This is a genomic window from Oscillospiraceae bacterium (assembly GCA_035353335.1).
In the GTDB taxonomy this organism is placed as follows: Bacteria; Bacillota; Clostridia; order Oscillospirales; family JAKOTC01; genus DAOPZJ01.
On record DAOPZJ010000001.1, the window covers coordinates 76,325 to 101,811 of the forward strand.

The window sequence follows — 25,487 nt, forward strand, 5'->3', positions numbered from 1 at the left end:
TCAATATTATATTATAATTCCGATAATGCTTTCCGAAACCGTCCCGCCGTTTGACTCCGGCGGGGCGGGTTTATTTGAAATAAGAAATAATCGTGAAGAGGGAAAAATTGTTGTACACGGGGGTGAGTGCGGAAATCGTGCCGGATTAAAACTCTATCTAATTTATACGGATTATCTCCACAATTTTCGGGTTTTTATCTTGCATTTTTCATTAAACTATGTTAAAATATGATGTTGGGAACCGCCCAACGGGCTTTTGCGGATAAAATTTCGCTTTTGCCCGAAACTTTACACGGAGGAACATAAAACATGCCTTATACCATCAGTGACGAATGCATCAAGTGCGGCGCCTGTGAGAGCGAATGCCCGGTCAGCGCCATCAAAGAGGGCGACAAAAAGTATGTCATCAACCCGGATGAATGCATCTCCTGCGGCGCCTGCGCGGGTGTTTGCCCGGTCAATGCCCCCAAAGAACAATAAGATTTACCCTGAAAAAGGGGCCTGGACTTTCAGCGCATTCAATCTGCTGGAGGGCCGTATGGCCCTTTTTTGGTTTATGAAGTAAAATGAGAAGAGAACCTCTCTCCGACTCGATTTTCGTCTGTTCGGACAAAACCGTTACTTACGGCGTCAACGCCTTCTTACTGGCGCGGTTTTCGGTACCGCGGGAAAACGAACTCGCCCTTGACCTCTGCGCCGGATGCGGCATCGTCTCATTGCTCTGGGCGCGGGACGGGGACTGCCGAAATATCACCGCGCTTGAATTGCTGCCTAAAGCCGCCGAGCTCGCGCGCGAAGGTGTGCTGTTATCCATGATCGAAGACCATGTTTCGGTGCTCTGCGCCGACCTGCGCGATTATAAAGCTCTGTTTTCTCCCTCGTGGTTTGATCTGATTGCGGTCAACCCGCCTTTTTATCAGGTCGGTGCGGGAACAATCAGCCCCAATCCCGAACGGGCGTTCGCTCGCAGCGACCAAACCGCTGCCCTCGACAACATCTGCAAAGCAGCATCCTATCTGCTAAAATCAAATGGCCGCCTGACAGTTTGTATTCGGCCCGATCGGGCCGAAGAACTCAAAACTCTCCTGCAAGCGTCCGGAATCACCCCAACCCGTCAACAATATATACGGCATGACTCCGAAAAAAAGCCGTTTCTCGTGTTGTTCGAGGGTAAAAAGGGCAGCGGAGAACTCAGCCGACTATCCGATTTTTTTCTTTACCAAGGCCGAAAACCCACCGAAGATTACTTAAACATCTATGAAACATATAGGAAGTGAGCGCATGGCCGGAACATTATTTATCACCGCGACGCCGATCGGAAACCTCGGCGACATCGGAGAGCGCGCTTTGAAAACGCTGTCCGAAGTTGATTTTATCGCTGCCGAGGACACCCGCGTCACATTAAAACTGCTCTCGCATTTCGGAATTTCCAAGCCGGTCGTCAGCTATCACGAACATAATAAATTTATCGCCGGAAAACAGATCACAGAGCGTTTGAAAAACGGCGAGTCCTGCGCTTTGGTCACCGATGCGGGTATGCCCGCGGTCAGCGATCCCGGCTGTGAGCTCGTTGCCGCCTGCCGTACAGAAAATATCCCGGTCACTGTCATCCCCGGCGCTTCGGCTGTCGTCTGCGCGGTGGCTCTTTCCGGTTTTTCGAAAAAACGCTTTTCGTTCGAGGGCTTTTTGCCTGCTTCGGGCAAAGAGCGCATAGACGCGCTTTCCCGTGCCTCCGGTTATGAAGGCGTCGTAGTTTTTTATGAGGCTCCGCACCGACTGCAAAAGACCTTATGTGATCTGTATGATTCGTTCGGAGATATACCCACTGTCCTCGTCAAAGAGATCTCTAAAATTTATGAGACGGTCATCCCGGGTAAACTGTTCGATTTTCGCAGCGGTTACGAAGATGTGCGCGGTGAATATGTAATCGTGCTCGAAAACACCCCCGAAACGAAAACCGAAGACCCGGCTGTGTTCGCGCTCGAATTGACCGCCATCGGAGTCTCTGCCTCCGACGCCGCAAAATACGCCGCTAAAAAGCTCGGAGTCAAAAAGAACGAAATTTACGCCCGTATCTTAAATAGAAACAAAAAATAAAGTTTGAGCTGCGGAATAAAAACCCTCAAATCTTCGCAAAATACAGGTAAACCGCTTACGGAGGTATGAGGATATATGAATCAAAAACTCGCAAAGGTGCTCTGCACCATGGCAATCGGCGCGGTTGTGAGCGGAATTGCAACTGCGATATTCTATCGCCCCGCGCCGAAAGCAATGAACATGTTTTGTCAGTTTAAAAAGAAAATCGCAAAGACGCTCCGTTCGATGGGCGGCATTGCGGACGCAATCGGGTACATGCTCAAATAGCGGGCCCGATACATAGAAACAGTGTAAAGTTGAAAGTGTAAAATGTAAAGTGACAAATCAGTTACAGTTCGCAGTTAAAAGTGTACAGTGACAAATCCGGGAAATTCCCCTCTATGGAGGGATGTCATGTTCACTTTATATGCACATGCTGAGGTGATTCTCTGTTTAAAGCGCCTGAACTTTACGTTTTACCCTTTACATTTTGCTCTTCATTTGATTTATTGCTGTTTCTGCGGTATAATATACCATAAATCCCACGAATCGGAAGGTTCGGGATTATTATGGATATTATGACGCCGTTTTCGGCTTCCATGAAAGGAATGTCTCCCATGGCACAAAAAAGAGCCGTTACCATTCAAGATATCTCCTGCTTCGGAAAGTGTTCGCTGACCGTCGCGCTGCCGATCATCTCGGCTGCGGGCGTCGAGATTGCGGCGATTCCGACCGCGGTACTCTCGACCCACACCGGCGGATTCACCGGCTATACCTATCGTGACCTCACCGACGACATCACGCCGATCGCCGCCCACTGGAAATCGCTCGGTCTCAAGTTTGACGCAATCTACACGGGTTATCTCGGCTCGTTTGAACAATTGCGCTTAATGGGCGAGTTCTTTGATTCCTTTAAGGGGAGCGGCATCGTGATGATCGACCCGGTCATGGCCGACAACGGCATTTTATACGGCGGCTTCTCGCCCGATTTTCCTGCCGGGATGGCCAAGCTCTGCGTCAAAGCTGATCTGATCGTCCCGAACCTCACCGAAGCGGCATTTATGCTCGGTGAAAAGTTTGTCGGCGACACCTACGACCGCGCTTATATCGAGACCCTGTTAAAAAAGCTTTCCGGGCTCGGCCCGAAACAGGTCGTTTTGACCGGCATCAGCTTTGCACCGGACAAACTCGGTGCCGCCTGCTATGACACCGACACCGGAAAAGTCGATTATTATTTCAACGAGCGTGTGCCCGGTTACTTCCACGGCACCGGCGACGTGTTCGCTTCGGCGCTGCTCTCGGCGGTACTGCGCGGCAAAACCCTTCCCGAAGCCATCAAAATCGCCACCGAATTTACACTCGAGAGCATCAAGCGCACCGCCGCTGCAAAGACCGAACCCCGCAACGGCGTCGACTTCGAGGAATCGCTCCCGAACTTCATCAAAGCACTGAATGCATAAAGCATAAAGGTCGTATAAAGATTGTATAAAGGATTTCTGATTTTGCTTGTAATGTAGGTTTACTGTAACTATAATAGCCCTTATCTCTTCGGTTTGCCGTGAAAATGAGCAAGTCCGAAGAGAAAAAAATCAAACTTTAACTTTTGAAAAACAAGCGGTTTATGACGGTACACACTTATATAGCCGCTTCCATCAAAAAGGAACAGGGAATTATGGAAACATTGAATGTAAACGGAAAAGAAGGCAGCAGCGGCCCGACAAAAGAGATTGCCGAACTTCTGGTCAATGAGGTCTATTCCGCAATGGAAACCGGTCCGTCGGGACTGTCCAAAGCGGAGGCCGAAAATCGCCTGAAGAAATACGGCGCCAACACGATCCGGGAAGTGAAAGGCAAACCGCTGATTGTCAGATTCCTGTCAAATTTTGTACATCTCATGGCAATCTTGCTTTGGGTCGGCGGAATTGTGGGCTTTATCGCTAAAATGCCGGAACTCGGAATTGCCATTTGGATGGTCAACATCATCAACGGCGTATTCAGCTTTATGCAGGAGTTTCGCGCTGAAAAAGCCACCGCGGTATTAAAAAAGATGCTGCCGTCTTATGCCCACGTCATCCGCGACGGCGAGGAGCAGCGGATTCTCGCCGAAGATTTGGTGCCCGGAGACCTCATCCTGCTTGCGGAGGGCGATAAAATCTCGGCGGACGCGCGTCTCATCGATGAGAGCGATCTCAAGGCCGACCAATCCACGCTTACCGGCGAATCTCACTCCGTCAGCAAGACGAGAGAAGCGGTTTTCCGCAAAGACATCTCCCACTTGGAAATGCCCAATATCGTTTTTGCCGGGACGAACGTCGCTTCCGGAACGGGGAAAGCGGTTGTATTTTCCACCGCAATGAATACCGAATTCGGTAAAATCGCAAACCTCACACAAAGTCAAAAAGAAGAGATCAGCCCTCTTCAGGCCGAGCTTGCCAAAGTTACAAAACAGGTCTCGTTCATGGCTGTAAGTATCGGTGTTTTCTTCTTTATTGCCTCGATTTTTCTCGCAAAAGCCAACCTTGCGGAGAGCTTTATCTTCGGAATGGGCATGATCGTCGCATTTATTCCGGAGGGCTTATTGCCCACCGTGACACTGTCGCTTGCGATGGGCGTTCAGCGGATGGCCAAGAAAAATGCCCTTGTCAAACGGCTTTCGGCAGTGGAAACCCTCGGCTGCACCACGGTGATCTGTACGGATAAAACCGGCACTCTGACGCAGAATGAAATGACCGTCAACGACATCTGGACGGTGGACAGGCAATATAAAGTGACCGGAGTCGGTTATGCGCCCGAGGGGAAAATCCTGGACAGCGAGATGAAGCCGCTGCAAAAAGACGATAACGGCCTCCGTCAGCTCTTAATTTGCGCCGGACTTTGCAACAATTCCCGGCTGGTCCCGCCGGAGAATTCCTCCGGCCGCTGGACCGTTCTCGGCGATCCGACCGAGGCCTGCCTGCTGGTCGCCGCGCAAAAGGGCGGCATAAACCTCAGCGACGAACTTCGCCGTACGCCGCGCCTGCGGGAACTTCCCTTTGAATCGAACCGCAAACGCATGTCGACGATTCACCAATCCGATTCGGCCGAAAAGGCCGCGTATATTAAAGGCGCGCCGAAAGAGGTGCTTGAACTCTGCACACGGTTGTCTTCCAACGGACAGGAAAAGCCGATGGATAACGCGATGCGTGAACGCATCATGGAAGCCAACGACCGTTATGCGCGCAACGGCCTCCGCGTCCTCGCGGTCGCAATCCGAAAAATCAACGCCGAAACCGGCCTTCCCGCAGGATTGAGCGCCTATACGCCCGAGCTTGTGGAACAGGACATGGTATTTCTCGGATTGATCGCAATGATGGATCCTCCGCGTCCGGAGGTCTCCGAAGCCGTCGAAAAATGCCGCCATGCCGGGATCCGCATCATCATGATTACCGGCGACTACGGCCTCACAGCGGAGAGCATTGCCCGCAGAATCGGCATTGTTAAAGGCGATAAAGTTCGAATTTTGACAGGCATCGAGCTTGAAAAAATCAGCGACGACGAGCTTCAAAAAGACCTTCAGGACGAGATCATCTTCGCCCGTGTCGCCCCGGATCAAAAGCTGCGCGTTGTTTCGGCGCTTCAGAGAATGGGCAATGTCGTCGCGGTCACCGGAGACGGTGTAAACGACTCCCCGGCGCTCAAAAAGGCCGATATCGGTGTCGCGATGGGCATCACCGGCACCGACGTCGCAAAAGAAGCCGCGGACATGATCCTGACCGACGACAATTTCGCGTCTATTGTCAGCGCGATTGAAGAAGGCCGCGCGGTCTATAACAATATCCGTAAATTTGCGATTTACATCCTCAACAGCAATACACCTGAAGCCGTGCCCTGCATTTTCTATCTGTTCTCAGGCGGAGCCATTCCGCTGCCGCTGACGGTCATGCAGGTGCTTGCAATCGACCTCGGAACCGATATGGTCCCCGCCATCGCTCTCGGAACCGAGCTGCCCGAAGAGGGGATTATGAACCGGCCTCCGCGAAAAAAAACGGAGCACTTGCTCAATAAAAAAGTGTTTTTACGCGCGTTCCTTTGGTACGGTATGCTTGAATCGGCAGCCGCAATGCTTGCTTTCTTCTATCAAAACTGGCTGCACGGCTGGCCTGCATCCCCGATGGCAACTTCCGGAACACCCTATATGCTGGCCACGACCATGACACTCGCCGCGATTGTCTTCTGCCAGATCGGCGTGGTGTTTAACTGCAGAACGGACTTGGCTTCGGTATTCAAAGTCGGAATCTTTAAAAACCGCATGGTGTTGGTCGGTATCGGAGTCGAACTGACCCTGCTCGCGGCCCTGTCCTATGTCCCGTTCCTGCATAATCTGTTCAACACGGCGCCTCTCGGCCTTCGCGACTTTGCTTTCCTCATCGTACTGCCCCCGCTGATGTTATTCTTGGAAGAACTTCGGAAAGCGGTGCTCCGCAAAAAAGAAAGGCGTATTACCGCCTCGTATAAAAATATCAATTAGGAGGTCTTGTTATGAAAGCGATTATTGTAGGATGCGGGCGAATGGGCGCAGGACTTGCCCAAACCCTCGTAAAGAACGGGCACACCGTCACGGTGATCGACCTTGATCCCATGGCTTTTGAACGCCTGCCCGCTTCGTTTTCAGGCAACAAGGTCGTCGGTATCGGATTCGACCGTGATGTGCTTGCCAAAGCCGGTATCGAAAGGGCCGACGGACTCGCCGCAGTCACCGAAAGCGACGAAGCGAACGCCGTCATCGCCCGCATGGCCAGTTTAATCTTCAGAGTGCCGAAGGTCGTCGCGCGTCTGTATGACAGGCGAAAAGCTGAAATCTACAAGCGCCTCGGAATTCAAACCATCGATCCTTCCACCTGGGGAATCAACCGCATTTACGACCTGTTGTGCTATTCTCAGCTGAATGCCGTCACCAGTTTCGGAAGCGGTGATGTGGATATCGTGGAGGTTGAGGTTCCGATCCTGATGGCGGGACATACCGTACGGGACCTTACGGCCTCGGGTGAGTTCGTCGTGATTTCGATCACCAGAAACAACAAGACCTTTCTTCCCACCCTCGGAACTGTTTTCGAAAAGCGGGATCTTTTGAACATCGCCGTTTCGGCGGCGTCGAGCGAACGGCTGAAAACGCTGCTCGGTTTGGCGTAAGGGAAAGGAAGTGTTACTATGAACATTATTATCGTAGGCGGCGGACAAGTCGGCTCCTATCTTGCAGCCCTGCTCGTAAAAGACAACAATAAAGTTACCTTGGTCGAAGAACGGCAAAAACAGCTTACCCTTTTAAACAACGAGTTTAAAGGCGTAAACATCATCGCCGGCGGCTTCACCGATCCGGCAGTCCTTGAAAAAGCCGGTATCGAAAAAGCAGATGTCGTCGTTGCGGTCACCGCAAAGGACGAGACCAATTTGGTTGTGTCCACTCTTGCAAAATTCGAATTCGGCGTCGGGCGAGTGATTGCGCGCGTGAACAATCCGAAAAACAACTGGATTTTTACCCCCGAAATGGGTGTCGACGTCGGCCTCAACCAGGCCGATTTAATGGCTCACATCGTGGCCGAAGAGATGTCACTCGGCGACATGATGACGTTGATGAAGCTGAATAAAGGCAAACACTCTCTGATTCAGGAAAAAGTCCATCCCAAATCCCCCGCTGTCGGAAAATCTCTTCGGGATCTCGGTCTGCCGGTCGAATGCGTTCTCTGTGCGGTTATCCGCGATTCAAACCTGATTATCCCGCGCGGAGATACCGTGCTTGAAGCAAATGACGAAATTCTCGCGGTCTCCCATGTGTCGAAGATCAAAACGCTTGCTGCGTTTCTTGCGCCGAAGGAATAAAGCAATCGCACGGACATTGTTTTCTTGCCCGGGGCGCAGTCAGTCCTGAATTCCTGCGGAAAGGGTGAAAAACAGCGGTGTATAAAATCTTCATCGTCGAAGACGACCCCACCATTTCAAAATTGATGGGCAGAGTACTTGAAAAATGGGGATTTGCCGTCGGTTGTGTTTCGGAGTTCTCGGCGGTGCTGGCCGAATTCCGGGCTGCTGCCCCTCATCTCGTCGTGATGGACGTCTCGCTGCCGTTTTATAACGGCTATTACTGGTGCGAGCAGATCCGCCGCGAATCCAAAGTGCCGATTTTGTTCGTCTCGTCCCACACCGATAACATGGATGCGATCATGGCAGTAAACTTGGGCGGCGACGATTACATAACCAAGCCTTTCGCGCCCGAACTGCTGATTGCGAAAATCAACGCGTTACTGCGAAGAGCATACAGCTATACCGCAGAGCCGCCCGCCCTCGAAGCGCGCGGCGCTCTGCTTTGTGCCGACGGTGCGCTGTCTTATAACGGTCAAAAAATCGAGCTCTCAAAAAACGAATTTCGTATTTTAAAAATTTTAATCGAACATAAAAATCAGATCGTCTCCCGCGAAGCGTTAATGAAAGCGCTCTGGGAGTCCGAAGACTTTATCGATGACAACACCCTGACGGTCAACATCAACCGCATGCGTAAAAAGTTGTCTGACGGCGGCCTTGACGACTTGATTTCGACACGCAAGGGCGAGGGGTATCTGATCCATGATTAGAAAATATCTTCGTTTCCGCCGGTTCGCCCTGTTGCTTTGGCTTGTCGCCGAAATTTTTATCTCCGCCGTCACATGGTTGGCCGGTTTCAAGTCCGAGTATATTTTATATACCTTCTTGATTTCCGCTTTCACGATTCTGTGCATCTGTATTTTTGACTTTCTCAATTTTCGTGTAAAAATTAAGACGCTGATCGACATCCGTGAAAATCTCTCGGATGTGCAGCATAATCTGCCCGAACCGTCCGAAGTCATCAGTGCCGAATACACCGAGATCATCATCTCTTTATACGAACTTTTGCGCCTTGAACGCGACGCACACAGCGAGACCTTAGGCGCACAGATCGACTATTACACCGCCTGGCTTCATCAGATTAAAACTCCGATTGCCGCTATGCGTCTTGCGATTGACGCTGATGGTGCCGATGCGCAAAGCGCCGTCCCGATTCTGACCGCGGAATTGTTCAAGATCGAACGGTATGTTGATATGGCGCTGCAATATGCCAAAATCGGACGGCTGGAGAGCGACCTCGTGCTTGCGTCCTGTGACCTCGATGCGTTGGTGTTGTCCTGCATCAAAAAATATTCAACCCTCTTTATACAAAAAAATCTGACCGTCAGCTTTGAAAAAACCGGTTTTGTCGTAGTAACTGATGAAAAGTGGCTGGCATTTATCCTGGAACAGATTTTATCCAATGCCGTCAAATACACCGAAAAAGGCGGCGTCAAAATCCGCCTTGAAAACCGTTCTCTTGCGGTTGAGGACACCGGAATCGGCATCCGCAGCGACGACGTCGACCGTATTTTTGAAAAGGGCTATACCGGATATAACGGTCGGTATGACCGCCGCGCCAGCGGTCTCGGCTTATTTATGGCGAAGACTATCGCAAACGAACTCAACCTCACTTTAAGCGCCGGACGGAACCGTAAAACCGGCGCAAAGCTGATGATCGGGCTCGAAAAAGTCATCAAAGAACCCTAAAGTGACAAAACTGTAAGATTGAGACGGGGAAATGTAAGCCAAAATTATGGCAGCCGTTTCTCCTTTTTTGTATGATAATACCCGGAGCGTAAAAAATCGCTCGAGACATAAAAAAGGAGCAAAAGAGAGAAATGGAACTGCTTGAAGTAAAACATCTGAAAAAGGTCTATAACACCCGCCTCGGCGGTAAACAGTGCGTCGCCCTGCGCGACGTCAGCTTCACGGTCGGCAACGGCGAATTCACGGCCATCATGGGCGCATCCGGCTCGGGCAAAACCACGCTGTTAAATTTGATTGCCTCGCTCGACAAGCCCACGGGGGGAGAAATTTTACTCGACGGACTGAATTTCAACTCCATCAGCGATAAGGCAATTTCGGCTTTCCGGCGCAACAACCTCGGCTTTGTATTTCAAGATTTCAACCTGCTCGACACTTTTTCGATTCGTGATAACATTCTCTTGCCGCTCGTGCTTTCGAATATGCCGATCAAGGAGATGGAAAGCCGCCTTCTGCCGCTTGCAAAGCACTTGGGCATCGCCGAACTGCTTGATAAATTCCCGTTCGAGGTCTCCGGCGGAGAAAAGCAGCGCACCGCAGTCGCGCGGGCCGTCATCACCGACCCGAAGATCATTCTCGCTGACGAACCGACCGGTTCGCTGGACTCCAAGGCCTCTGCGGCTTTGCTTGAGCAGTTTTATGACTTGAACGCCGAGGGGCGTACTTTATTGATGGTCACCCACAGTTCCACCGCAGCGAGTTATGCCGGACGGGTGTTGTTCATCCGAGACGGTGAACTGTTCAACCAAATTTACCGCGGCTCGCTCTCCCGCCGGGAATTCCTCGACAAGATCGTGTCGACCCTCACGGTCCTCAACGACGGAGGTGTCGACGTTGAATAACCGCCTTTTTATCCGGCTTGCCAAGGCGAATCTCGCGCGTAACCGGCGGATGTACCTGCCTTACGCCATCGCCTCGGCCATCATGTCTGCGATGTTTTTCATCATCGTCAATACCGTGTTCAGCAAGAGCATCTCCAACATGAGCTACGGCCCGACCATGATGACCATGCTCGTTTTCGGCATCATCGTCATGTCGTTATTTACTTTCGGTTATATGCTCTACCTCAACAGTTTTCTGATTAAACGGCGCAAAAAGGAATTCGGTCTCTACGGCATCCTCGGACTCGAAAAGCGCCATGTCGGAAGAATCATTTTAGCCGAAAACACGATGCTCAACTTCTCGTCGCTGGGGGCAGGGCTGCTGATCGGCACGGTCTTCGGAAAATTGATCTTCATGCTGCTCATGGTTATCGTCCGTTCGGCCCCGGACAGTAAATTTGAGCTTTCCCCCTGGGCATATGCCGCCACAATTTTATTTTTCGGCGTTATCTTTTTAATCTCCTCAATCTATAACCAGTTCCGCGTGCGGCTGGCAAACCCGATTGACTTGATCAACGGAGAAAAGAAAGGTGAGAAAAAACTGCGCGGTGTGATTCCGCTCACGATTTTGGGCCTTGCCTGCGCCGGCCTCGGATACTACGCCTCATTTATTGTGAAAGGTTCGGGAGCTGCAATCGGCTATTTCTGGCCCGCAGTCATTCTGGTCATCGTAGGCACCAATCTGCTGTTCGTCTCGGGCAGCCAGTTTGTCCTCAGAGCCGTCAAAAAAAATCCCCGTTTATATTATAAACCCAAAAATTTTATTTCGGTCTCGGGGCTTGTGCACCGAATGAAGCAAAACGCCCTCGGCCTTGCAAACATCTGTATTCTCTCCACAATGGTGCTTGTCACCGTGTCGTCGGTCTGCGCGCTGTTTTTCGGTCAGGAAGGCATTCTTGAGACCCAGCATCCGGTCGATTATCAGATCGACATCTCTTATAATGCCTCCGGGCCGATGCCCGATATGTCCGCAGTTCCCGAAACGGTACGGGCGGTTGCTGAAGAAAAAGGCGTAAAAATCGAATCGATTTACACCTATAATGCCATTCAGAATTTTGCCATGCTTTCCGACGGCGAATTGGCCTTGAAATCCGCCGACGGAACCCTCTCAATCAAAGGTCTCAGCGATTACGACAGGCAATATAAACTCTATCTGGTTCCGCTTTCCGATTATAATGCTGTAACAGGTGAAAAAGAAACACTCAACGACAACGAAATTCTCGTTCTGAGCGATGAGCCGGTCAGCTCCAAAAATGTCACCGCTCCGAACGGAAACGTTTTCACGATAAAATTCGTCCGTTCCGGTACGGTCTTTACCGACTGCAAAAACAGCGTGCGAACCAAAGTCATTTACATCGTTGCTAAAGATATGGCTGCCTGCGGGCAGCTCGATTACACGGGCTCAGCCGATTCCGTTGACCTCAGACGCATTCTCACCGACATCAACTTATCCGGCACCGATTTTGAAGCCCGTATCGCATTTACTGATGCTGCGGGTGAAAAAATCGGTCAGATCGCCGGCTCTCAACTTTCCGAACCCGATTACAGCACCAGCAGCATCGACCGCGAACGCGGCCAAAACTACGCCACCTTCGGCGGTTTGTTATTCATCGGCATCTTCTTCGTCATCCTGTTCTTGGTCAACACCGTATTGATTATGTACTTTAAACAGGTCTCCGAGGGTTATGAGGACCGGGAACGCTACGAGATCATGCGTAAAGTCGGTATGAGCGACGAGGAAGTCCGCGCCACCATCAACCGACAGGTTTTGATCATCTTCTTTCTTCCGCTCGCCGCGGCGCTTGCGCATATTTTTGCCGCGACGAATATTATCACCCAAATCATCAGCGCCTTTGTCATGCTGAACACCGCTCTGACGCTGACCTGCATTGCGGTTTCCGTCGTGGTTTATTCGCTCGTCTATATCTTCGCCTTCCGCGCCACTGCCCGCACTTACTATAAAATCGTTAAATGACCACTGCAGGGAGTGACAAGGGTATCGTCTCTATTTCTGCCGTGCATGTCACATTTTACTTTCCTGTTTCTTAAACATCAAAACCGCCCGCCGAAAATTCGGCGGGCGGTTTTCATGATTTGACTTATGCCTTTTCGACCGATCTTGCTTCGATATAGCCCCTGCTTCCGATCGGCGCGAGTTGAAAACTCGGTGCTGCTTCTGGTGCCCATTTGTACCCGTACAATTCGGGTTTAAAGGTCTCAAGATGCTCCCAGACTTCCTCGATTGCCTCACAGAATTTTTCATCATCATACGGCTCGCCCTGAAATACCATTAAGGTACAGGGCGGCAGCGTGATTAGCTCGTATCCCGCGGGAATCGACTTGTCGTAATTGAGCGGAAGTTCGACACCTTGGACGTATTCCGAAGTGCCCGCCGGAATCAGGTGTTTCGGCAGCCACATGCCGATCGGCTCATACAGCGCTTCCTTAACACTCAGCAGCACGTTCCAAACGTCACAGCCGGCTTCCTCACAGCACTTGAAATATCCGTCCGCCGTCTTCCCGCGCTTCAACAGACATTTCCTCGCGGGACGTTCGATGACCTGTGCAAAAATCGTTTTAAAACTTGTATTCGACATAATTTCCTCCTTGTCGCTATTGTCAGGATGAAGAGCCCGATAACTCTGATGCGCTTTCACCGGCAAAAACAACCGGATTGCCGGTGTGCTGCGCTTATACTCCCCGGGCAGAATTCCGAATTCCTTTGAAAAGGCACGCGTGAAGCCCTCGTGGCTGTCAAACAGAAAGTCAAGCGCGATGTCGAGCACCCTGTGATCCCCGTCGCGCAGCGCCAAAGCCGCAGCTGTCAGCCGGCGCGCGCGGATGTAGTCATAGGGGCTGCGTCCGACCGTGTCGCGAAACATCAGCGTTACATATCCGGGGGAATACCCGGCAACGTCGGAGAGCTGTTTCAGCGTAATCGGGCGGTCGATGTGCAGGTCGATATACTCCTGCAGCTTCTCGACGACAAATGCTTTTTCTTCCTGCCGCATTTCACACACTCCTTTCGTGAAATTCCGAACTGATTATACCGAATCCGAAGATTGATTTCTCGACCGATCTTGCAATCATTTTATATCTTGTAGCTCACTTCGTCTTTGCGAGGGAGTCAGCGCGGGTTCCCCGCGCCGGACGAAGCAATCCAGAGCGCAAGCGTCCGGTTCACCCAGCGGGGAATTTACCTCAGTGTCTGGTTTGTCCCCATCGCATGGATTTTCACGGGGCTAAAGCTCCTCGCAAAGACGGGAAGTCGTCATCGCAAGTAAGAACGTCGAAATCGCAAGTATTCTTCCGCAATCAATTCTACGTTTTCAAAAACAGGTTTTGTGGTATCCACCTGTATGACAGTACATGTAAGCGTCTTTGCCCATTGTTCGATTCTTGTCAAAGGACGCTTTGATGCGAAATCCAGGAATGCCGCTTGCCGCTCATACATGTCGCCGCCCTTTGAAGCGCGGTCTCCGTATCGTTCAACAGCGCGTTGCTCGATGCGTTCCATTGAATATCATGCGGTGCCGACAGGTATACGGCAAAATCGTATATAGACGAAATCTCTTCGCAAAAGTCCCCGGTGACGGTACAGAGGACGAAAGAACCGTATTCGTCAATATCGGCCAGCATCAACCGCAAACACTCTTCGCGTGTACGCTCGACGGTATAGGGGATCTCCGACTTTTCGAAATGGTAATCCTCATGATCCATAAATTTGTAATTTAAAACGCGCGCCAGCTCCCGTCCGATGGTGGACTTCCCGCTGCCGTTTGCGCCGAAAACAATAATTCCGTTCGGTATTTTTCGCACCTCTGTCGTTAACGGTATTCTATTAAAACAGGGGTCGCATGAACGACCCCTGTTTTTTATGTACGTACAGCTCTTTCCTGTGCGAGATCAAGATATAACTTGATCGCTTCGCCGGGAATGTCCCACGGAATGTGATTGCCGATGCACATCATATACCCGCCGGATAGTTTGGAGGTCTCGACCATTCGATCGACCATATCCGAAATTTCAGCCGGGTTGTTGCGCTTTAAAATCCGGTTGTCGCCTTCACCCGCAAGGAAACAATCCTTATGTTTTTTTGCAATCGTCTTGTAATCAGTGTACGGTTCCGAGATAATCCCGTTAGCGCCGCAGGCGAACACGTCATCGGCATATTGATCCATGCAGCCGTCGGCCATAAAGATAACCCGTTTTCCGGCGGCTTTCAGCATGCCCCAGTATTCTTCATATCGCGGGAAAACGTATTTGTGCATCCACTCGGGCGAACAGACCGGCCCGCGCGTGGTCACGATGTCGTCGTGGCAGGTGACAAATTTGACCGGTAATTTGGCGTAAACCGAAAACAAGTGCCGGTTGATCTCGGCGAACTCATCCATGACCCGCTCAAACCGTTCATCGAGGCAGCACTCCAAAAACAATTCCCACCCGAAGGTCAGCAGAGGCCACATAAATGTCGTGTTATAAAAACCGACACCGCGCGCAGAAAACGGCTCCGGCTCGCCCCAGGGTTTCGGAAACGATACCTCGAAACGCTTTTCAATCGTTTCCATCGAAGAAAAATCATAGTGTTCGACCACAAAGCCCCAATCGGTCATGTCGGCGTGTTCAAGCGGACTGAAATTGAACACATCCTCGGCGTTCTTGAAAATCTGCTCGCCGTGGATAAATGTCCCGGTCTGTCCCGCGCCCCAGCGCACCGTGCCGTGGCAGATGTCGTCGCCGGTCGGACGCGCAATCGGCGCATCGTCCTTCGGAATCGCGAGATCAAGCCGCGGATACAGTTCCAGCATCCGCTCGCGGCAGAGCTTCGGATGGTCATAGGCATCGATACCCGTGATATAAGTCTCGGCGTCTGGGTTCGACCAGTGCTCCCAGTGCGGCAAGTGTTTCGGGGCAAGCCCCATGAACGCGTCGTATTTCTCTCGCTTATACGGTGTTAAATCCATATTCAATTTCCTAACTCAAATGAAACAGCAGCTTCAGGTCTTTGGCAACCGGGCTGTTGTCAGGATTGGTCTCCATGATGTCGGCCATAAAATCCCACCACTTGCGGTTGATCGCGGTGTCGGCACTCTTGGACCACTTCTGCTCGTCCTCAATCTCGATATAACCGAACAAAATCAGCGTCTCCGGGTCGAGATAGATCGAATAATTCTTGCCGCCGTGTTCGTGGATCATCTTGATCATCTCCGGCCAGAGTTCGTTGTGCCGCTTTTCGTATTCGGCCTCCATTCCCGGATAAAGTTTCATTTTAAAGCCCTTGTAAATCATGTTTCTGCTTTCCTCTCGTGTTTTATGTTTTATTTATCAACCGTAATATTTTCCGACCAGCCTGTTCATCAGACGAACCGGCAGAAGTTTTTGGAGAACTACGAAAAGTTTATATTGAAATCCCACGGCTTTCAGCGTTTTCGGATGTTTTTGCAGCGCGGTTTTATAAAACACTTTTGCGATGACCGCCGGATCCATGCCGTTTTGCTCCTCGTGCTCCATCTGCTTTACCTGCCGCTCGATGGTACTTCCGTACAGTGTATTTTCAATCGGCGCTTTTTCGCGTTTTTCGGTAAACCCGGTCTTTGCGTCGCCGAGCATCAAAGCGCAGACCCGGATGCCGAATGGTCGAAGTTCGTTTGCGAGCGCGCAGGCGTAGGCGTTGATCGCCGCCTTGCTCGCCGAATAGATAGTCTGGAACGGAACCGACAAAACTCCCGCGACCGAGCTCGTAAAAAGGAGATGCCCCCCGCTCTCGCGCAGTTTCGGAATTGCGGTCTTCACACAGTTGTGCGCGCCGACAAAATTGACCGAAATTTGTTTTTCAACCGCTGCCGTCTCGGTAAATTCGATTGCGCCTGAGATGCCGAATCCGGCGTTTGCAATCAGCACATCGATATGTTCAATCTGCGCAAATGACGCTTTGACCGCTTCCGGATCGGTGACGTCTGTGGTGATATGGAGAATGCCGTCATGACTTTTTCCGTGGCGCGAGAGATCATAAACCTGCCAGCCGTTTTTAACAAACTCATAAGCACACGCCAGTCCGATACCTCCGGACGCGCCGCTGATAACAACCGTTTTCAATTTTTATACCTCTTTTACGCACGCGGCATCCTGCAAAATTGCCGAGCCGAGCGCGGTCGTTTATTAGTTCTCTTTTGTTTCCGCCTCAATTACTTCTTTCATAATGTCCATTGCCTCGTCGAGCAGGGCATTGGTATGAGTCGCCATATAACTCGTGCGCAGCAAGCAGTCCGCAGGCCCCGTCGCAGGCGGAAGCACCGGATTGACATAGACGCCCGCATCGTAAAAGTCCTTTGCCCGTCTCAGAGTTTTGAAGGTCTCGCCGGTCGGAAGCGGGATGATCGGAGTCAGATCCGTGCAGCGGTATTCGATGCCGCGCATATCCATCCCGGCCCGGACAAAACGCGAGATCTCGCGCAGGCGCTCGACACGCTCGGGGTGATTGCGCAGAATTTCGAGGGCCTTCAGCGCCGTGGCACAGCTGGCCGGAGGAATCGAAGCGCAGAAGATGAAGGGCCGCGAGGAATGCCGCGTAAATTCGACAATCTTGGTATTTGCCGCCATATAACCGCCCAATGAAGCCAGCGACTTACTGAATGTACCCATGATGATATCGACTTTATCCGTCAGCCCGAAATACTCGGCGGTGCCGCGCCCGTGGCCGCCCAGCACGCCAAGCCCGTGGGCATCGTCCACCATTACACGTGCGCCGTATTTTTCGGCGAGCGCGACGATCTCGGGAAGTTTGCAAATATCTCCGCCCATGCTGAACACACCGTCGGTGACAATCAGCTTTCCGAATTTATCATCGATCTCGGAGAGTTTCTTCTCCAGGTCGGCCATATCGCTGTGGCGGTAGCGCACCATCTGCGCATACGACAGCCGGCAGCCGTCGTAGATGCTCGCGTGGTTCTCGCGGTCGCATAAAATATAATCGTCTTTCCCGGCAATCGCGCTGATAATACCCAAGTTGGTCTGGAAGCCGGTCGAGAAGGTCATCACGGCGTCTTTGCCTAAAAATTCCGCCAATTCTCTCTCCAGCCGGACATGAAGTTCCAGCGTCCCGTTCAAAAACCGTGAGCCGGAACAGCCGCTGCCATATTGCTCAAGTGCCTTAACGCCCGCCTCGACGACCTCGGGGTGCACGGTCAGGCCCAAATAATTGTTGGAACCGAGCATGATCCGGCGCTTACCCTCCATAACGACCTCGACATCCTGACGGGTCTGCAGCTCGTGAAAATACGGATAAAGACCCAGTTTTTTGGCCTCAGCCGTTCTGTCAAAATTACATTTTTCGAAGATATCCATCTAAGCACTCCCCTAAAAAAAATACGCAGTTAAGCTGGAATTCATTTTACCACCTGTAAAAAAACCTGTCAACACATCACATAAATGCCCCGTTCTCATATAATGAGGTTGAGCGGCCGTATTATCGTTTATAGCCGCAACCTGAAACGGAGGACATCATATTATGAACGAGCGTAACGGATGCAATCCGTCGACCGGCTCTTTCCGGGAAGTTGTCAATTGCAGCGTCGACAGGATTTACGATTCCTGCTACGACAAGGATTGTCTGGAAGATCTCCCGGTTTGTTTTACCAACAACGGCCAGAATATCATCGACAATTCCATTTCTGTAAAATTCAAGAGGTGTGAGATCGTCAACGTAATCGTAAACGTCGAGCCGATCCCCTATAACAACGGATTCTTTGCCGTCGACATAACCTTCTTCTTCCACTGCTGGTTTGAGTGTTTCACCTGCATGGGCGACCGCGGCCATTGCGTTGAAGGTCTTGCCATCTACAACAAAAAAGTCATCCTCTATGGCTCCGAGGGCGACTCGATGATCTTTACATCCCAGTACTCGGGTGACTGCGACGACTGCACGACTTTCAGCACCAACATGCCAAAAGCCACGGTTGAAACGGTACAGCCCATCGCGCTATCCGCGCGCCTGCTGGACATCTGCGATTTTCCCCGCAACCTTCCCCGCTTCGGAGCGAATATTCCCGCTCCGATCGCCGAACAATTCGACGGTCCGTTCAACGTCTGCGAACCGCGCAGAGTCGTTTTGGCCACCATCGGCCTGTTCTCGATTGTCAGCATCTCCCGCAAGGTCTCGCTGGTAATCCCGGCCTGCGGCTTCGGCGTCCCGCTGAAGGAGTGTATCGGCTCCGAAGAAGATCCCTGCGAACTGTTCTACAAGATTCAATTTCCAACCGATCAATTCTTCCCTCCGCGCATGGGCGACAACAACGCTGTCGCCGGACCCGGCTGCAGCTGCAACAGGTAGTCCATATAAGGACGTATTCTCTCCCAAACAAGAGACGGACGGCATCGCCGTCCGTCTCTTGTTATTTCATAATTTTTCGGTGAAAAGTGTAAGGCATAAAATTTAAGTTACATTTCCGTTGGAGGTCCTCCGGGCTTTTTTACTTTAACCGTCGACTTAAGACTCGGCGGTCTTCTCACGGTTGATGATTTATTTGATTAAATTTCCGGTTTCGTCTTTTTGATGCAGTTGATTGAATGTTTTATGACATTATGCTACAATAAAATCATCGGAGGCGGGAAGTTTGATAAACAGATTTTTCGAAACCGGAGTTTGGTTCTTATACAAAGGCAAAGGGTCAAGCACCCCAAAATCTTCGGGAGGATGATTCCATAAATGCCCTCGCTGCGTTCGATCACACTGCGCGAACAAATTCGCTTTATAAAACCGCTCACCTCCAAGATGGACATCAAGACTGCCCGTGCGGGCCAAGATGCCTTCGGCGCGCTCGGAGCTTCGGCAAACGCCCGGAAACTCAATTTTTCCACGGTGACGTTCGGAATTTTTAAAGCCCGCTATATCACCCGCCGCGAAAATGCCAATAATAAAGTGATCCTCTACCTTCACGGCGGCGCTTATACCGCCGGAGACATCAAATATGCCTGCGGTTTCGGCAGCATCCTCTGTGCCCGCACCGGCGCTGATGTGATGTGCCCCGCTTACCGGCTTGCGCCCGAACATCCGTTTCCGGCTGCCTTGCGCGACGCTGTGGCCTCTTATGAATACCTGCTCGATGAGGGCAACGACCCTGAAAACATCTCGTTTGTCGGTGAGTCGGCGGGCGGCGGACTGATCTTCGCCGTTGCGCTGGAGCTCAAAGCGACGGGCCTTCCCCTACCCCATAAAATGGTCGCCATCTCTCCCTGGGCCGATCTGACCTTTTCCGGCAAATCGTATGAGGTCAACCGGGACGCCGACCCTTCACTTTCAGAAGACCTTCTGCGGCAGTATGCCGTCATGTATGCCGGAGATGATACCGAAAATCCGCTGGTCTCTCCGATTTTCGGTGACCTGAGCGAGCTGCCCCCTTCGCTTATTATCGCGGGCGGGGACGAGCTGCTGCTCTCCGACGCGCAAAACCTTGCCAGACGCATCGTCTCCAGCGGGGGCAGATGTGAACTGATTATCGAAGACGGAATGTGGCATGTCTTTCCGCTGTTCAGCTGCCCCGAAGCCGACGATGCAATCGAAAAAATACACAAATTTTTGGAGATGCCGAATGGCTGCTAAGTCATGGATGAAACTGGATAACGCCGCAAAGATCTATCCTGCGGCAAAACGCCGAAATTGGACGGCACTTTTTCGGCTGTCTGCCTGCCTGACCGAGCCGGTCGATCCGGTCGCTCTTCGGGCGGCCCTCGAATCGTGCGCTAAACGCTTTCCGACTTTTACGCTTCGGCTCCGCCGCGGAATGTTCTGGTTTTATCTTGAGCATATCGACGGGGTGCCGAAAATTCAGCGCGATGTCGCAAATCCCTGCGTTCGCATGGACCTGCGGGAAAACAGGGGATTCATGTTCCGTGTCCGCTATTTCGAAAACACCGTCGCTGTTGAAATCTACCATGTGCTCACAGACGGCACCGGGGGTTTTGTTTTCCTCAAAACCCTTGTCGCAGAATATCTGCGCATCAAATACGGCGCAGTAATCCCGCGTGACACCGAAATACTAGATTGTTCGGAAGCGCCCAAACCCGATGAACTCGAAGACGCCTTTTTCAAATACGCTAAAAGCCATACCGCCCCTCGCGGTGAGAGCAGCGCCTATTATTTCAAGGGTACCCTCGAGCGCCCCGATGTCATCCATATCACGAATGCCCAGATGCCGCTCGATTTGCTGCTCGCCAAGGCAAAGGAGAAAAAAGTCACGCTGACCGAATACCTGACCGCCGTGTTGATTTTAGCCATCGACAAGGTGCAGCGTGCCGAGGGCAGACCCCAGCGCAAGCTGAAACCGGTCAAAATCTGCGTGCCAATCAATTTGCGCAAATTTTATCCGACCCACACGCTGCGCAACTTCTCCAATTATACGAATCCCGGTATCGACCCGCGCTACGGACTATTTTCTTTTGATGAGGTACTCTCGGCGGTTCATCATCATATGGGCAGTGAAGTCACCGAGAAAAAACTGAACGCAAAAATCGCGACCAACGTTCAGGTTGAAAAAGTGCGCGTTCTGCGTCTGATGCCGCTGTTTATCAAGAATATCGCCATGAAGATGACTTTTAAATTCGTCGGCGACCGCCAGACAAGCAGCAGTATTTCAAATCTCGGCGCAGTCAAGCTGCCGCCTGAGATGGAGCAGTATGTCACCCGTATGGATTTTATCCTCGGGCCGCTCTCGAGAAACCGCGTGATCGCCGCGATGCTTTCCTATCAAAACACCGTCTATTTTAATTTTACCCGAATTATAAAAGAGACCTTTATCGAGCGCGAATTTTTCCGCATGCTGGTCAAGCTGGGCATCCCCGTGCGAATTGAGAGCAATCAAATCGGGGAAACCCGGGAATGTGAATAAGCGGAACCATACCAAGCTCAACGAAAGGAACGGTCATAAAAGTATGTCATATTGCGTCAACTGCGGCGTGGAGCTTGCCTCCGCCGAAAAAAAGTGCCCGCTTTGCGGTGTTGCGGTCATCAATCCGGCAGCGTCTGTGCCGGAACTGCCGGTCTCAAAGTCCTATCCGACCCGAATGGAGATGATCTCCAGGAAAATCGACCGGAAGTATTTTGCATCGCTCGCAAGCATTTTACTGATGATCCCGCTGCTGATCACCGTGATCGTTGACCTGATCACAGGCGGCGGCCTGTCCTGGTCGCTGTATGTCATCGGCGCGCTGTTTTTATTATTCGTCTGCGGCGCGCTTCCGTTTTTCTTCCCGAAAAACCGCTTCTTTTTATTTATGACATTCGATGGACTCGTCCTGATGGGGTATGTCTTCTTAATTGCGTTCATTTCGGGCGGAGATTGGTTTTTGCCGCTCGGGCTTCCGATTTCGGGCAGCGTTGTATTACTCGCACTGGGTCTGACGACCTTGTTCTGCGGTAAAAAACACCGGGTCGCCGGCCTTTCGAAACTGGCTGCGGTGTTGTTCGCTTCCGGCCTTCTGACGGTTTCGATCGAGCTGATCCTCGATGCCTATCTGAAGGGACCGATTATTCCGAAGTGGTCGCTTTACGCTTTTGTCCCCTGCGTTTTCCTCGGTCTTTGCGCCGCAGTTTTGCAGCATCGCCGCAATTTCAAGGAGCAGATCAAAAAACGCCTGTTCTTTTAAATCGACGCAGTAAAATTTAAAACGCCGTTAATAAACGGCGTTTTTGTTTTTTGAACGGGTATTTACAGCGCGCACAGCGAGTCGTTGGGCAAAAACCCCATGTCTCCGGCGGCGTTTTTGACATAGGTGTAGCCGCTCATGCCGTTTTTGGCGATGCCGACGACATCCCCTTTTTCAGCAGAGAGAAAGGCCGAGAGCTCACCCCAGTAGACATCGCCGTCGAGCATTTCGCACTTAGCGAGTCCCTCTTCGCCGGTGTTGACGCAGCGCACCCGCAAAAAGTCGCCCGCGTCTTCAAGCACTTCGATCTCGGTGTTGTCAAGTTCTTTGCGGTGGCGATCGGCGGTAATCTTGACGCAGGCGCTCATATCGCCGTTGACATCTTTGATCACGCGGGCTTTTGGGAGCGCGTCAGCGCTGATCCAATCAATTTTATCGGTAATGATCAACATATTCAGCTGACGGGCGTAAGTGATCGTGCCGCCATCGATAAAAATGACGTTATTTTCATAGTCAAAAAAGGGGGCGAAGTTCGGACCCGGATTAAGATAATAGGTCGGGATATGGCCGCAGATAAGAGTTTTACCGGTTTGGTTTTTGCGGGAAAGATAGAAATTATAATTTGTGATGAAATCCGCATCAGTTCCTTCAAGGGTGCCGTTTTCAGGCAAACCCGCATGAGAGAGAATAAACTGCTCGGTCTCAATGCAGCAGGGCAGATTTTTATAATACGAGATTTCCTCTTTGTAATTTATAAGGAATGATTTACGAAATGTATTATCGATTTTAGCAGCACCGAGCTTTTTTGCGGCTTGAGTGAGGGTATTGTCGGGACGAAAAGCGGTGTAGTCAAGAGCTTTCTGCAGATCGCCTTCAAAAAGCCGCCACAGCCAGCGGTCGACGTTGCCGACGGTCACATAAACGCGGTCATTTTTCGAGAGCGCGTAGACATATTCCATCGCGCCGAGATTGTCGGGGCCTTTTTCGAGTGTGTCGCCGAGGATAAACAAAAAGTCAACGCCGGGACGGTATTCGGCTTTTTTCAACAAAGTTTTCAACAATTCCGGATAGCCGTGGACATCGGATGTGACCAGAATGCGGCTGCCCTCCGGGATATTGACACGGAGAATTTCACTCATAGCGGATCTCTTTTGCGCCGCAGAAGATTGGATTGAATTCGAATTCGATCAGGTTTCCGGCTTTCAAGTCAGAGTGTTCAGCGGAGACAGCAAGATTGGTTAAGCCGACGCGTCCTACAATCGGGATTCTTTTGCCGTCAAAACTGCCGTATAGGTGCTTTTGCGTCAGGTTGCGCTTGATGTTGCGCAGGCGGTCGGAAAACCGGAAGCCGTCGTGTTCGCGGGTCAAAAACACGCCGTCGGCGTGGCCGCAGTCGACGATGGCGATGTTCATATCGCTTTTTGCCTTGAAAACGCTGCCGTAACCGAAGGTATCGCCTTTCTTGAGAGTGCGCAGACAAAGCACCTCGCCGTAAAGGCGGCCTACCTTTTCAAGTCCGGCTTTAACGGAACCCTCACTGCGTCCGAGTAATGCCGAGCCGCAGCGCACCGCGTCAAGGCGGCTTTCGGGTAATAACAATGCCGCCGCTGAATTGGCTGCGTGCAGAATCCCCGGATTCAGGCCGAGATTACGCATCGTCTGAACGGCCTCGCTAAATTTCGAAAGCTGCAGCAAAGTGGAGCGATTGCCCTTTTTGCCGCCGAAACAGTTGGCAAAATGGGTAAATGTAGATACAATATGTATATTGTTAATAGAATTATACATTTCGGCAAACTCAGAGAGTTCCTCCTTGTTTATGCCGAAACGCCCCATACCGGTATCGACGGCGATGTTTATATCAAGTTTATTTTCACGCAGCGCGGCGCAAAGTTTCAGGGACTCGACACTGCCGACGGTCGGAATGATGTTTTCCGAGAGAATGGCCTTGACCGTATCGGGTTTATCATAAACTGAGCAAAGCAGGATATTGGCTTCGGGCAGCATTCGGCGGATGGCAGAGGAATCCTCATATCGAGCGGTGCAAAAATTGTCCGCGCCCTGTCCGGCCAGCGTGCGCACGACAAATTCCAACCCGAGCCCGTAACCGTCCGCTTTAATAAACGGAAAGACCTTGGCGGGGGCAGCAAGTTGCTTTAGTCTTTCATAGTTGCGGGCAAGGGATGCAGCGCTTGCGGTAATGATGGCCATAGGATTTTCCTTTCGCTCAACAAACGGTGTTTACTACCGCCGGATATTTTTGATTAGTTCTATTCCGCGATGGACCAGCTTTTCAACACCCGGATTGGTGACGAGATTGAATTCGCCGCAAAATTCGGTGAGTTCGCCGCCGAAGCCCTTTTTAAAGCGGTAAAGGCCGTATAGCGGGTTTTCGGGGGACAGATCACCCGAGACGCCGCGAAAATCGTAGATCTCGCAGCCGCTCTGAACCGCCCAGCGGATCATCTCCCACTGGAGCAGATAATTCGGCATGGCGTTGCGGTATTCATTATCCGACGCGCCGTAGAGATACCAAGTTTTGTTGCCGTATTGGATCGGGATGGTCGCCGCGATCATCTTGCCGTCGAGCTCGGCGACATAAAGCCGGGCGTTTTCGCTCATCGCCGTCAGAAGCCCTTTAAAATAGTACTCCGGGCGCGTGGCAAAGCCGTCACGTTCGCCGGTAATTTTCATGATGCGCGCAAACTCGCCGAGGTCGGGCAGGCCGCCGACGCGTACCTTGACACCGTTTTTCTCGGCGACGCGGATGTTGTAGCGGGTTTTAGCGGCAAAACCGGCGAAAACCTCTTCCTCGGTTTTGCCCTTGATGTCGAGCCGAAAGACGAAATTGGGCTGGACGGCGTCAAAGTTCTTGCCCACGACACGGGAAAATCCCTCATCTTCAAGGATCTTGATAAAACCGGTATTTTGTACGGGGACATCGGGGTCGAGTTTGATGATGTACCCGTGGCACTTTTTCGCCAGTTCCTTGGATTTTTCGATCAGCGCTTTGAGCGTCCCGGCATCATCGGGGTCGCAGACGGGGCCGCGCGGGGCATACATTAAATGATACGGCAGCACCGGGGTTTTGCGCAGCAAAAATGAAATCGCGCCCTTGATTTGCCCGTTTGGATCGGTTACGGCAACGGTCTTGCGGGTCCAGTCGCGTTTGACGGCGGCCCATTTCTCGCTCTGGCAAAAATGCCCCTTCGGGCTTGTCCTGATAAAATTTTCAATCTCTCTGTCGGTCAA

General features: G+C 51.6%; 25 protein-coding genes. 16 read left to right on the forward strand and 9 right to left on the reverse strand.

All coding sequences use genetic code 11. From position 1 onward, the window contains the following. Positions 1–309 precede the first annotated feature (309 nt). From PKH29_00320 to PKH29_00375, 12 genes are all read left to right on the forward strand, one after another. Complete coding sequence (locus PKH29_00320) at positions 310–480, forward strand: 4Fe-4S binding protein (protein ID HNX13283.1); 171 nt, start codon at positions 310–312, stop codon at positions 478–480. Positions 481–566: 86 nt separating this feature from the next. Beyond that, complete coding sequence (locus PKH29_00325; protein ID HNX13284.1) at positions 567–1,277, forward strand: methyltransferase; 711 nt, start codon at positions 567–569, stop codon at positions 1,275–1,277. A 4-nt stretch (positions 1,278–1,281) separates the two neighbouring features. Continuing rightward, positions 1,282–2,097 (forward strand): 16S rRNA (cytidine(1402)-2'-O)-methyltransferase, encoded by an 816-nt coding sequence (rsmI, locus tag PKH29_00330; protein HNX13285.1) that lies wholly within the window; start codon positions 1,282–1,284, stop codon positions 2,095–2,097. 75 nt (positions 2,098–2,172) lie between these two features. Further along, positions 2,173–2,364, forward strand: a complete 192-nt coding sequence (locus PKH29_00335) for a hypothetical protein (GenBank protein ID HNX13286.1) — start codon at positions 2,173–2,175, stop codon at positions 2,362–2,364. 329 nt (positions 2,365–2,693) lie between these two features. Then, positions 2,694–3,536 carry a pyridoxamine kinase gene (locus PKH29_00340; GenBank protein ID HNX13287.1) on the forward strand — a complete coding sequence of 281 codons (843 nt, stop codon included), beginning with the start codon at positions 2,694–2,696 and terminating at the stop codon, positions 3,534–3,536. Between the two features lie 212 nt (positions 3,537–3,748). Further along, on the forward strand, positions 3,749–6,583 hold the full coding sequence (locus PKH29_00345; GenBank protein ID HNX13288.1) for a cation-transporting P-type ATPase: 2,835 nt from the start codon (positions 3,749–3,751) through the stop codon (positions 6,581–6,583). Between the two features lie 11 nt (positions 6,584–6,594). Further along, positions 6,595–7,245, forward strand: coding sequence for a TrkA family potassium uptake protein (locus PKH29_00350; protein ID HNX13289.1), 651 nt, complete (start codon positions 6,595–6,597; stop codon positions 7,243–7,245). A gap of 18 nt (positions 7,246–7,263) precedes the next feature. Beyond that, the gene (locus tag PKH29_00355; protein ID HNX13290.1) at positions 7,264–7,932 is read left to right on the forward strand and encodes a TrkA family potassium uptake protein; all 669 of its coding nucleotides are present in this window, start codon (positions 7,264–7,266) and stop codon (positions 7,930–7,932) included. Positions 7,933–8,009: 77 nt separating this feature from the next. Continuing rightward, on the forward strand, positions 8,010–8,681 hold the full coding sequence (locus PKH29_00360; GenBank protein ID HNX13291.1) for a response regulator transcription factor: 672 nt from the start codon (positions 8,010–8,012) through the stop codon (positions 8,679–8,681). After that, a complete protein-coding gene (locus PKH29_00365; protein ID HNX13292.1) occupies positions 8,674–9,660 on the forward strand; it encodes a sensor histidine kinase in 987 nt (328 codons plus the stop codon). Before PKH29_00360 ends, PKH29_00365 begins: the two co-directional genes overlap by 8 nt. A 131-nt stretch (positions 9,661–9,791) precedes the next feature. Continuing rightward, the gene (locus PKH29_00370) at positions 9,792–10,559 is read left to right on the forward strand and encodes an ABC transporter ATP-binding protein (GenBank protein HNX13293.1); all 768 of its coding nucleotides are present in this window, start codon (positions 9,792–9,794) and stop codon (positions 10,557–10,559) included. Then, the gene (locus PKH29_00375; GenBank protein ID HNX13294.1) at positions 10,552–12,573 is read left to right on the forward strand and encodes an ABC transporter permease; all 2,022 of its coding nucleotides are present in this window, start codon (positions 10,552–10,554) and stop codon (positions 12,571–12,573) included. Before PKH29_00370 ends, PKH29_00375 begins: the two co-directional genes overlap by 8 nt. A gap of 124 nt (positions 12,574–12,697) precedes the next feature. On the opposite strand, the gene PKH29_00380 is transcribed toward PKH29_00375, so the two are convergent. The 6 genes from PKH29_00380 to PKH29_00405 all read right to left on the reverse strand — a co-directional run bounded on the left by PKH29_00380 (position 12,698) and on the right by PKH29_00405 (position 17,942). Then, complete coding sequence (locus PKH29_00380) at positions 12,698–13,609, reverse strand: AraC family transcriptional regulator (protein HNX13295.1); 912 nt, start codon at positions 13,607–13,609, stop codon at positions 12,698–12,700. A 391-nt stretch (positions 13,610–14,000) separates the two neighbouring features. Next, positions 14,001–14,417 (reverse strand): shikimate kinase, encoded by a 417-nt coding sequence (locus tag PKH29_00385; protein ID HNX13296.1) that lies wholly within the window; start codon positions 14,415–14,417, stop codon positions 14,001–14,003. A 56-nt stretch (positions 14,418–14,473) separates the two neighbouring features. Further along, entirely contained in the window at positions 14,474–15,562 is a 1,089-nt protein-coding gene (locus PKH29_00390) for a uroporphyrinogen decarboxylase family protein (protein HNX13297.1), read from the reverse strand. A gap of 10 nt (positions 15,563–15,572) precedes the next feature. Then, positions 15,573–15,887 carry an L-rhamnose mutarotase gene (rhaM, locus tag PKH29_00395; protein ID HNX13298.1) on the reverse strand — a complete coding sequence of 105 codons (315 nt, stop codon included), beginning with the start codon at positions 15,885–15,887 and terminating at the stop codon, positions 15,573–15,575. A 36-nt stretch (positions 15,888–15,923) separates the two neighbouring features. Then, positions 15,924–16,694 carry an SDR family NAD(P)-dependent oxidoreductase gene (locus PKH29_00400; protein HNX13299.1) on the reverse strand — a complete coding sequence of 257 codons (771 nt, stop codon included), beginning with the start codon at positions 16,692–16,694 and terminating at the stop codon, positions 15,924–15,926. Between the two features lie 63 nt (positions 16,695–16,757). Beyond that, the gene (locus PKH29_00405) at positions 16,758–17,942 is read right to left on the reverse strand and encodes an aminotransferase class I/II-fold pyridoxal phosphate-dependent enzyme (protein ID HNX13300.1); all 1,185 of its coding nucleotides are present in this window, start codon (positions 17,940–17,942) and stop codon (positions 16,758–16,760) included. 163 nt (positions 17,943–18,105) lie between these two features. Here PKH29_00405 and PKH29_00410 point away from each other — a divergent pair, with 163 nt between their 5' ends. The 4 genes from PKH29_00410 to PKH29_00425 all read left to right on the forward strand — a co-directional run bounded on the left by PKH29_00410 (position 18,106) and on the right by PKH29_00425 (position 22,238). After that, positions 18,106–18,927, forward strand: coding sequence for a hypothetical protein (locus tag PKH29_00410; GenBank protein ID HNX13301.1), 822 nt, complete (start codon positions 18,106–18,108; stop codon positions 18,925–18,927). A 375-nt stretch (positions 18,928–19,302) separates the two neighbouring features. Next, positions 19,303–20,196 carry an alpha/beta hydrolase gene (locus tag PKH29_00415; protein HNX13302.1) on the forward strand — a complete coding sequence of 298 codons (894 nt, stop codon included), beginning with the start codon at positions 19,303–19,305 and terminating at the stop codon, positions 20,194–20,196. Next, positions 20,186–21,481, forward strand: coding sequence for a hypothetical protein (locus PKH29_00420; GenBank protein ID HNX13303.1), 1,296 nt, complete (start codon positions 20,186–20,188; stop codon positions 21,479–21,481). The genes PKH29_00415 and PKH29_00420 overlap by 11 nt, the downstream gene beginning before the upstream one ends. Before the next feature lie 43 nt (positions 21,482–21,524). After that, positions 21,525–22,238: a hypothetical protein gene (locus PKH29_00425; GenBank protein ID HNX13304.1), complete on the forward strand. Its 714-nt coding sequence runs from the start codon at positions 21,525–21,527 to the stop codon at positions 22,236–22,238. 62 nt (positions 22,239–22,300) lie between these two features. Here the strand turns inward: PKH29_00425 and PKH29_00430 are convergent, their stop codons facing one another. The 3 genes from PKH29_00430 to PKH29_00440 are packed head-to-tail and all read right to left on the reverse strand — an operon-like array spanning position 22,301 to position 25,487. Then, on the reverse strand, positions 22,301–23,377 hold the full coding sequence (locus PKH29_00430; protein ID HNX13305.1) for a metallophosphoesterase: 1,077 nt from the start codon (positions 23,375–23,377) through the stop codon (positions 22,301–22,303). Further along, positions 23,370–24,446 (reverse strand): alanine racemase, encoded by a 1,077-nt coding sequence (locus PKH29_00435; GenBank protein HNX13306.1) that lies wholly within the window; start codon positions 24,444–24,446, stop codon positions 23,370–23,372. Before PKH29_00435 ends, PKH29_00430 begins: the two co-directional genes overlap by 8 nt. Before the next feature lie 33 nt (positions 24,447–24,479). Further along, positions 24,480–25,487 (reverse strand): peptidoglycan bridge formation glycyltransferase FemA/FemB family protein, encoded by a 1,008-nt coding sequence (locus tag PKH29_00440; protein ID HNX13307.1) that lies wholly within the window; start codon positions 25,485–25,487, stop codon positions 24,480–24,482.

Excerpts from the sequence above, each read along its gene's own strand:
- PKH29_00405 (HNX13300.1), bottom strand. The coding sequence starts at position 17,942 with ATGGATATCTTCGAAAAATGTAATTTTGACAGAACGGCTGAGGCCAAA.
- PKH29_00325 (HNX13284.1), top strand. The coding sequence starts at position 567 with ATGAGAAGAGAACCTCTCTCCGACTCGATTTTCGTCTGTTCGGACAAA.
- PKH29_00420 (HNX13303.1), top strand. The coding sequence starts at position 20,186 with ATGGCTGCTAAGTCATGGATGAAACTGGATAACGCCGCAAAGATCTAT.
- PKH29_00380 (HNX13295.1), bottom strand. The coding sequence starts at position 13,609 with ATGCGGCAGGAAGAAAAAGCATTTGTCGTCGAGAAGCTGCAGGAGTAT.
- rhaM (HNX13298.1), bottom strand. The coding sequence starts at position 15,887 with ATGATTTACAAGGGCTTTAAAATGAAACTTTATCCGGGAATGGAGGCC.
- rsmI (HNX13285.1), top strand. The coding sequence starts at position 1,282 with ATGGCCGGAACATTATTTATCACCGCGACGCCGATCGGAAACCTCGGC.
- PKH29_00320 (HNX13283.1), top strand. The coding sequence starts at position 310 with ATGCCTTATACCATCAGTGACGAATGCATCAAGTGCGGCGCCTGTGAG.
- PKH29_00370 (HNX13293.1), top strand. The coding sequence starts at position 9,792 with ATGGAACTGCTTGAAGTAAAACATCTGAAAAAGGTCTATAACACCCGC.
- PKH29_00430 (HNX13305.1), bottom strand. The coding sequence starts at position 23,377 with ATGAGTGAAATTCTCCGTGTCAATATCCCGGAGGGCAGCCGCATTCTG.
- PKH29_00340 (HNX13287.1), top strand. The coding sequence starts at position 2,694 with ATGGCACAAAAAAGAGCCGTTACCATTCAAGATATCTCCTGCTTCGGA.
- PKH29_00335 (HNX13286.1), top strand. The coding sequence starts at position 2,173 with ATGAATCAAAAACTCGCAAAGGTGCTCTGCACCATGGCAATCGGCGCG.
- PKH29_00415 (HNX13302.1), top strand. The coding sequence starts at position 19,303 with ATGCCCTCGCTGCGTTCGATCACACTGCGCGAACAAATTCGCTTTATA.
- PKH29_00355 (HNX13290.1), top strand. The coding sequence starts at position 7,264 with ATGAACATTATTATCGTAGGCGGCGGACAAGTCGGCTCCTATCTTGCA.
- PKH29_00365 (HNX13292.1), top strand. The coding sequence starts at position 8,674 with ATGATTAGAAAATATCTTCGTTTCCGCCGGTTCGCCCTGTTGCTTTGG.
- PKH29_00410 (HNX13301.1), top strand. The coding sequence starts at position 18,106 with ATGAACGAGCGTAACGGATGCAATCCGTCGACCGGCTCTTTCCGGGAA.
- PKH29_00435 (HNX13306.1), bottom strand. The coding sequence starts at position 24,446 with ATGGCCATCATTACCGCAAGCGCTGCATCCCTTGCCCGCAACTATGAA.
- PKH29_00390 (HNX13297.1), bottom strand. The coding sequence starts at position 15,562 with ATGGATTTAACACCGTATAAGCGAGAGAAATACGACGCGTTCATGGGG.
- PKH29_00345 (HNX13288.1), top strand. The coding sequence starts at position 3,749 with ATGGAAACATTGAATGTAAACGGAAAAGAAGGCAGCAGCGGCCCGACA.
- PKH29_00350 (HNX13289.1), top strand. The coding sequence starts at position 6,595 with ATGAAAGCGATTATTGTAGGATGCGGGCGAATGGGCGCAGGACTTGCC.
- PKH29_00425 (HNX13304.1), top strand. The coding sequence starts at position 21,525 with ATGTCATATTGCGTCAACTGCGGCGTGGAGCTTGCCTCCGCCGAAAAA.